The sequence below is a fragment of the Mesorhizobium waimense genome (genome assembly GCF_003601975.1).
GTDB lineage: Bacteria > Pseudomonadota > Alphaproteobacteria > Rhizobiales > Rhizobiaceae > Mesorhizobium > Mesorhizobium waimense.
Genome location: NZ_QZWZ01000054.1, coordinates 31,216 through 38,576 on the forward strand (window position 1 = coordinate 31,216; position 7,361 = coordinate 38,576).

At 60.6% G+C, this 7,361-nt stretch carries 9 protein-coding genes; 3 read left to right on the forward strand and 6 right to left on the reverse strand.

Features of this window, described 5'->3' with window-relative positions; translation table 11 throughout:
* Positions 1-144 precede the first annotated feature (144 nt).
* Positions 145-1,440, reverse strand: coding sequence for a DUF2130 domain-containing protein (locus tag D3227_RS34680; protein WP_120018635.1), 1,296 nt, complete (start codon positions 1,438-1,440; stop codon positions 145-147).
* Positions 1,441-1,632: 192 nt separating this feature from the next.
* Between D3227_RS34680 and D3227_RS34685 the strand changes: the two genes are divergently transcribed.
* A complete protein-coding gene (locus D3227_RS34685) occupies positions 1,633-2,271 on the forward strand; it encodes a poly-gamma-glutamate hydrolase family protein (protein WP_208646535.1) in 639 nt (212 codons plus the stop codon).
* A 34-nt stretch (positions 2,272-2,305) separates the two neighbouring features.
* Here D3227_RS34685 and D3227_RS34690 read toward each other — a convergent pair whose 3' ends face one another.
* From D3227_RS34690 to D3227_RS34710, 5 genes are all read right to left on the reverse strand, one after another.
* On the reverse strand, positions 2,306-2,782 hold the full coding sequence (locus D3227_RS34690) for a hypothetical protein (protein ID WP_120018637.1): 477 nt from the start codon (positions 2,780-2,782) through the stop codon (positions 2,306-2,308).
* A 209-nt stretch (positions 2,783-2,991) separates the two neighbouring features.
* A complete protein-coding gene (locus tag D3227_RS34695) occupies positions 2,992-3,399 on the reverse strand; it encodes a ubiquitination-like system serine protease family protein (RefSeq protein ID WP_120018638.1) in 408 nt (135 codons plus the stop codon).
* The gene (locus D3227_RS34700; protein WP_120018639.1) at positions 3,396-4,571 is read right to left on the reverse strand and encodes a ThiF family adenylyltransferase; all 1,176 of its coding nucleotides are present in this window, start codon (positions 4,569-4,571) and stop codon (positions 3,396-3,398) included. Before D3227_RS34700 ends, D3227_RS34695 begins: the two co-directional genes overlap by 4 nt.
* Entirely contained in the window at positions 4,546-4,818 is a 273-nt protein-coding gene (locus D3227_RS34705) for a multiubiquitin domain-containing protein (protein ID WP_120018640.1), read from the reverse strand. Before D3227_RS34705 ends, D3227_RS34700 begins: the two co-directional genes overlap by 26 nt.
* 26 nt (positions 4,819-4,844) lie before the next feature.
* Positions 4,845-5,066 (reverse strand): DUF2188 domain-containing protein, encoded by a 222-nt coding sequence (locus D3227_RS34710; protein WP_120018641.1) that lies wholly within the window; start codon positions 5,064-5,066, stop codon positions 4,845-4,847.
* A gap of 154 nt (positions 5,067-5,220) precedes the next feature.
* Between D3227_RS34710 and D3227_RS34715 the strand changes: the two genes are divergently transcribed.
* Together D3227_RS34715 and D3227_RS34720 are read left to right on the forward strand one after the other, a co-directional pair.
* On the forward strand, positions 5,221-5,547 hold the full coding sequence (locus D3227_RS34715) for a helix-turn-helix domain-containing protein (protein WP_120018642.1): 327 nt from the start codon (positions 5,221-5,223) through the stop codon (positions 5,545-5,547).
* A complete protein-coding gene (locus D3227_RS34720) occupies positions 5,547-6,455 on the forward strand; it encodes an ImmA/IrrE family metallo-endopeptidase (protein WP_120018643.1) in 909 nt (302 codons plus the stop codon). Before D3227_RS34715 ends, D3227_RS34720 begins: the two co-directional genes overlap by 1 nt.
* Positions 6,456-7,361: the final 906 nt, after the last annotated feature.

A 7,361-nucleotide genomic window follows, 5' to 3' on the forward strand; every position in this document is an offset into this window, starting at 1 on the left:
CATAGCAATCTGATGACCCGGCCGGGCGAGTGGGTTCAGCGCGGCGGCTTCTTGGCGTTGCGTTCCGCTTTTGACGGATCATCCGTAACAAAGACCAGCTTGCCCTCGGTCTCAAACCCAATATCCAGTTTAGATTAGCCTTTCTCAACCGGGCATGGACGCGGATGCATCTATGACCAAGACCTCCAAGCCCGCGATCTCCTGCATCACCTTGCCGGCGATGCCCTGCAGATCACCGTACATTCCGACGGTCGACTCGATGACACCCTGGATCTGAGCCTCCCGCTTGGCCCACAGGCGGATTGTGGCTTTCCTTTCCCTGGCAAGGTCGTCCTGCATATCGGAGAATTTCTCGACGATCGCCTCGACCCGGTGGCGAAACCTGGGGCCGGTCAGATAGCCGTAGACCTGCTCCATCTTGGTGGCCTGGCCGTCCTGGGCGAGGCGGGAGTTGGCGAGCTCGATAAGGGACTGCCGGAGCATAATCGCGATCGGAATCGCGCATTTGGGATGGGCGATGTAGACGCCATCGACCAGATCGAACGTTTCGACCCCCGTAGGCAGCGCCTCGGAGATCATCAACGCGATGTCAGCCTTGGCGGCGCGCTGGTCTGTCCGCAGCTTGCCCAGCCAGCCCTGGCTCCAGTTCCTGGTGCGTTTTGATTCCCACAGGATCGCGCCGCACGGCTGGCCGGCGGGTCCCACCACGCGTTGCAGCACGTCACCACCGAACTCACCCTTGGCGACCGGTTCGATGATGTCCATCGGGAACCGGCGGGCGATCAGCGACTCCAACTCGAGCTCAAGGACCTCGCCCTGAAGCTGCTGAGATCCTTGCTCGGCGCGGCGCTTCAGCTCCTCGATCTGGCGCTGCATGCCGGCGATCTGTTCCTCTTTCTCGGCCACCTTCATCTTGAGGCCGTCTTCGGCTTCGGTCCTGGCCTTGACGCGGACGGCGTCCAACCCTTCCTGGATCCTCTTTTCGATGGTCAGCGCCATTTCGCGCTTTTCATCGTCGAGCGCCCGCTGCTGCTTCATAAATTCGGCCTGCTGCAACTGCGCCGCGGCGAGCTTTTCGTCCCGCGCCCTCAGCGTCGCCTCCATCTCGCCCAACCTCCTGTCCTTGTCCTCAAGGTCGGTCGAGACCAGAAGTTTTGCCTTGCGGGCCTCTTCGGCGGCGATGGCGGCACGCTCGAGCTTGAGTTTTTCGGCGACCTGGCTGTCGATGTCATCCCGGGCGGCGTCGATAGCCGCCTGCTTGCGTTGAACCTCCTCCTCCCTGGCCGTCATGGCGGCGTTGCTCTGCGCCAGTCGCCGTTCATATTCCTCGCGCGTGGCCGCAATCAGCGGCGCCGCGAGCGACTCGTTGAGCTTGATGTCGGTCTTGCAGCTCGGGCAGCTGATTGTCGGCTCATTGAGAGTCCTGGGCTGGACAGTCATCAGGCAGATCCTCTCAAGGGAACGTGGTGCAAAAGAACGCCTCAAAGTATACAGGATTGCAGGGCGGCCGGATAGAACGAAGAGTGAACTTGCCAGTTATCCCCCGGAGAGGTGACTTGACCGGAACTGAACCGGCCATTGGCCGTCTTCGTTGCGATCCGGAGGAGATAATAGATGGACAGGGAGCTAGCGATGAATCGATCTCCAGGCATTGTGCGGAAGACCAAAGACGGCGAGTACATGGCTTTCGCTGACCTGGCAGCCGAGAAGCTGCAGGGCGTCGACTACGATTTCCTAGTCCTGGATCGAGCTTCGAACGTAGCAATTGTCGCGCCGCATGGCGGCTGGATTGAGCATGCCACGTCTCAACTGGCCACCGCCGTCGCGGGAGATGATTTATCGCTCTACCTGTTTGAAGGGCTCAAGCCGAAACGACCGCATCGCGAGCTGCATATACCATCCGAATATTTCGACGAAAGACAATGCGTCCAACTGGTCACCAAGGCCCAGCTCGCCATCGGCATGCACGGCCGCGCGGACGGCGACGATCCGGAAACGATCTGGCTCGGAGGCCTGGGCAAGGAGTTGCGCGACGCCATCGCGGTGGCCCTGGAGGCAGCCGGCTTCAAGGCCATCACATCAGGCCATCGGCTGCCTGGCGAGCACAAAAACAACATCTGCAATCGCGGGATCGGCCGGGCAGGCGTGCAACTCGAGTTGCCAAAAACGCTCCGGGATGCGCTGGTCGCGGACCCCGAACGCCGCGCTCTATTTTCCGGCGCGGTCCGCAAGGCGATTTCGGGTCATCTCTGCAAAAATGGGACGGCTTGACATCTGGGCGGCGACCAGCCCTTCAGCCCCACGATCACGGCTTCGGTCTGAACGCCCATACCGGAATCTTGTTCTGCCTGCCGGTACAGCGCTTGTTGAACAGAGCGATCCAGGCCAGTTGGACGTCCAGCAAGCTGGCGACTGTCAAGACGACGAGCGCATCGTCGATCGCCTCGGCGTCGCCGTGGATGAACGCGTTGCGCCGATGCTGAACGGTCTGGAGGTGGCGGGACACCTCGGGGTAGCCGATTTCGGCCAGATCGTCCCAGAAGGTCTTGCCCCAGCGGTCGCGGTAGACCCGGTCCAGCCTTTGCCCGATGTTGGGCGTCCGGCGAAGTTCCTTGCTCTCGGGATCATCCGCGAAGGCGGCCTCGAAGAATCGCTCCATCAGCACCTCGAACGCCGTCCAGAACAGGATTACGATAACCAAACGCTGAGAAACCCGCCCCGACATACCTTTCGTGGCGGTGAGCGGGCGCTCGAATTCGTTGCGGATCAAGTCGAGCAGCACGAAGATTGTATAGGGAGCCGCCCCCTCTAGAGTGTATCTGGGGACGTCGACACGGCCGTATCCTTCGGGAAAGACGTCCGGCCCCATCTGATGCTGGCAAACTGGACACGGGTGATGAACGTCCCTGTAAAGGCCGTGACATTGGCGGCAATGAACCATCGGGACAAGGCCGTCCGTCCAGGGGGACAGAACGGCTTCAGGGGCCGTGGTCATTTGCGCAATCCCAGCAGTTTCAGCAAGGCGGCCCACAGCCGCCGGACCAGGCCAGGCCTGGGCTCACGTGACTTGAAATAGGCTTCCCGGCGCCTCCCTTCCGATCGGCGGCCAGCAGCAACCTGCTCCTGGCTCCAGCGCGGTGCCCAGTCGATCCGTCCGTCGGTAATGAGGTAGTGGGACTGGCAAGGCAATTGCCAGTTGCCGATCGACGGCCGCAGTGTTGCGCGGCCGCTGCGCTCAGTCAGCGTCCACTCGGCGGGTCCAAGCGGGACCGATACCTTGTTGCCGCAGCCGCATGCACAGAGATGTGCGGCCACGGCAAACTCTTTGGACACGTAGAGAATGCCCGGCTCGAGTTGTTTCGGCACGTACTGGACATGCTGGAGCGTCAGATCGTTCACGCGTCGCGCTCCGACATGATCCTGAGAGTGGTCGTGTCCATGAGCAAATGGTACGCTGAACTGTCGTCGACGTAAAAGCCGCGCCGCTGCTTGTACAGCATAACGGCAAGGGCGGCATTGATGGCGTTCAGCTCCGCGATCTGAACGTTCTGCCGGTAAGCGTTGTCGGGGTCATCCACCGTTTCGGCCAGGTTCATGGCCCGGACCTCTGCGGCCTTTTCGACGCTGAAATAGGTCGCGCGCAGTGTGCCAGCCAAGGGACCCTGTTTGCGATTGAGGCCCATGCCGACGTCGATGAAAGGTATTCCCATCCCAGTCAAAAGGTCGAAGATGGCGGCGCGGGCCGAGCCCTTGTCCACGCAGACAAAGGCACACGTCACTCCCTGAAGCTCGGCCGTGGAAGAAGCATCGATGTAGACCTGCCGCATGGACAGTCCGTGCCGAAAGTTCGCGTAGCGCCTTTCGGCGACCGAGGCTTTCGACTTCTTCCAGTCCTCGATATCCAGGGCACCAGGCGACCGGAACGCGTTGTGCGGGTAAAACAGGTCACCGTCAAAGCCGCGGATCTCCTTGACCCTGGTCTTGACCATGAAATCCAGAACATAAGAGCCCGTGCCACCAAGGCCGATGATGGCGATGACGTCGTCGACAAAGACGTTGGCGAGATCGGCGATCTCGGCGCGGCTGGTCAGGGAGTCATGAACCTTGAACACGGAGTCCGGCACGATGTCGGGATCGACGCGAAAGGTGAGGGGGGTGGCCTGCGGAAACCGCTCTATCGCCGGTCCGGAAATCAGGGCGACATAGTGTTCGATTTTGTCGAAGAAATTCGCAAACCCGGTCGCCGGCTTGTTGGAGAATGACCTCTGGACGACGACGTCGTCGTGAGACAACGGAATGGTTGTTGCACCGCCGGCAAGGTTGGGGACGGGCTGACCTTCGAGGCCGTATGGGGCCGATCCGGCAAAATAGACCTGGTGGTCATCCTGAACGAAGTGATGCTCGTCGACAGGGACGAGTTTGGCGACAATGGACCCGGTCTGAAGCACGCCCTCGTGGTCGAGGTAAGGAATGTCCCGGACCACGAGGTGCAAGGTGTCCACCCTCAGAGCATAGCCCTTTTCGAGCAGGCGACGGATATCGTCGTTATGACTGGCCAGTTCGATTAACACTGAAGACCATCCCTTCCTTGACCTTCACGCTGCCACCCGGAGCCAGGATTCCTTCCGGCTTGTGGCCGTCGCCGCGCGTGTAGGTCACCGAGTAGGTGATCTCGGGGTGCTGCGGATAATCGGGGTAGGCCAGCGTCACCACTTCGGCGTAGCTGATAGTGTCCTTCTTCGGGACCTCGTAGGGGCTGCCGTCAACGATAATGGTGACGGTCTTGTCCTTGTCCTTTTCGTTCTCCTGGGTCTGCATTTTGGAGTATCCTTTTGTTGAAGTCGCTAACCGCGCGGCGGGAAGGGATCGTTGCCGTAAGAGTTCGAGTCACGGATTTGTCCGTTCGGCCTATGGATCACCACCTCGCTTTGCTGGTTGATGGCGATGTCCCTTGCCGAGGCAATCGCATCGGCCTGGGTCGGATGAAGGGAAGTGGCGCGGCTGTTGCCGGCGCCGAGCACCGCCCACTGACCGTCGCGAGGTACGACATGCTGATTTTTGCCCATAAAAGTCTCCGTTAAGGTTCGTTTGCTACAAGTGCGTACAACTATATCTTACGGCGCGGGTTGCGTCAATACCCATGGTATGATGTTGTAGTGCCTGATCAGACGGCGTGCCGCGAAAGCGTGCGCGCCAATCATGATTCCGGAGAAGGACTGAATGGTAGAACTGGCCGTCAAGCTGAAGCAGCTGCGTGTGCGCAGCGGGAAATCGCTGCAGGAGGTCGCCGACGCAGTCGGGGCCTCCAAGGCGCATATCTGGGACCTTGAACGCGGCGCCAGCAAAAACCCATCCCTGATCCTGCTCAAAGGCCTTGCTGACTATTACAAGATTGGCGTCGCGGATCTGGTTGGCGAAAATCCGGCCGCGGGTCAGGAGGAACCCGAACTCGTGGCGCTCTACCGCAATCTCAGCGAGCTTTCGCCGGCTGACCGGGAAACCATCGCCCTGCTGGCGGAGCGGCTCAAGGCGAGTCGGACCAAGTGATGAACATCAGCCGCATCGATCTGGCCGATGCAGCCAGCCCTGAACGCCTCGTCCTGGAAATCCTGAAGCACGAGCCGCAGCTGGCGATTCCGGTGCCCATTGAGGAATTGTGCCTGCGCCTCGATATTCTCGAGATCGTCCCCCTGACCACTGACGGCTACGAAGGCGGCCTTCTGACCTCGGCCGACAAGTTCAACGGAACAATTCTCTTCAACGAAGCGAGCCCTAGGGAGCGGCGGCGCTTCACCATAGCCCACGAGCTTGGGCACTTCCTGATGCCGTCGCATGTGCCGTCGGCCGAAGGACGTTTTCTTTGCAGGCTCCAGGACATGCGGGCGTTGAAGGGCGGGGAGTCGGATCGGCGCCTGAAAATGGAGGTCGAGGCCAATCGCTTTGCCTCGCAGCTCCTGATGCCGCCCCAAAAATTCCGGGTCGATGTTGCCGTGGGTAAGGATCCCGACATCCGCCAACTGTCGGCCATCGCCAAGAAGTACGACGTTAGCAAGGAGGCGGCCGGCCGCGCTTACGTCAAGTTCCGCGAGGAACCTGTGGCCATTGTGGTGACGCAGAACGACAAGGTGCTGCGTGACTATCGCGACTCGCTCAAATTTCCCAGACTTTCAGTCCCAACCGGGGCCATGATTCCGGCGCACTCGCTGCTGCTGCGGCGCAAGCATGAAATTGGCGTGCCCAGTGAGATTGACGAAACCGACGCCGGTGTGTGGCTCCATGTGGAGAGGGGTCGCCAATCCGCGCCGCTCTACGAGCAAGTCCTTCTGCAGCGGCAGGGCTTCGCACTGATCATGCTGTCGCGAGAGGCAGCCTCCGGCGATGAAGACGAGGCCGACGAAGAAGCGGAAATGACCTCTGCTGAGCGGCTCAAACGCCGCCTATATCCTGACCGGTAAACGCGGCTAAGCTGCCGTTACCTACTCGTAGCGGCCGCCAACAAGTCGCCGACCGCCCGACGCTTCCTCCGGCTCTATAGCGAGCAGAAGGTCCGCAGTTGGGATGAAGTCGGGGAGATGCCACATGGTTCTACACTGATAAAGGACATTATCACCGATAGAAAGCCTCTCCAAGTGTGGGGGTTAAGAGCGCACAGCGGGCCCTTGACACCAAGAGCACGGTGCGCGATGTTGTGGTGGAACGGAGGGTTTGCGAATGCCTGGTGATCGATACGGAACATTTCGTCTGGGACATCTCGGACAGGCCTTGGTGTCGTTAGCCGAAGATCCAGCTCGCTATCCCGAGTACGCCGCCCTCTCGCGCGTGGCCGTGCCGGCGGTGGCCGCTCTGTCCCACGAAATTGCGAGAGATTTTCCTGAGGTCCGGACCAATGACTTTGCCAAACAGGCCATCGGGGCCTTTGTCGGCAACGTGATGCGCCAGTTCGGGCATACTATAGTGCGCCGGGGCCGGGTTCCTGGGGACGTTTTCAGCTACGGCTCCGTCTGGTCGGCTCTTCCCACTGAGCAAGTGCGCACGCCGGGTTGAAGATCGGTGCCATGTGCAACCGGAAATATGACACGCCACCCCGCTACGCAAAAAACGTCGATGACGATCTCGCTCTTGCGGCTCGTCGCGCCCCGCCTTATTTGGCCGTCAGTCCCAAAGAGCAGCGCCGAACCAGCAGCACGAGGGATACCCCGAGGTAGGGGAAGGCCATTCCGCAAGGTTGAGCAGTCTAGAGCAGTTTCTGGATAATCACGGTTAGGCATCGTAGCCGGCGTGGGCGAACAGGTTTTCGCATTCTTTGGGGTGGAAACGATCGATGGCGACGGCCACGGCGTCCCATAATTCCGGGATGGACC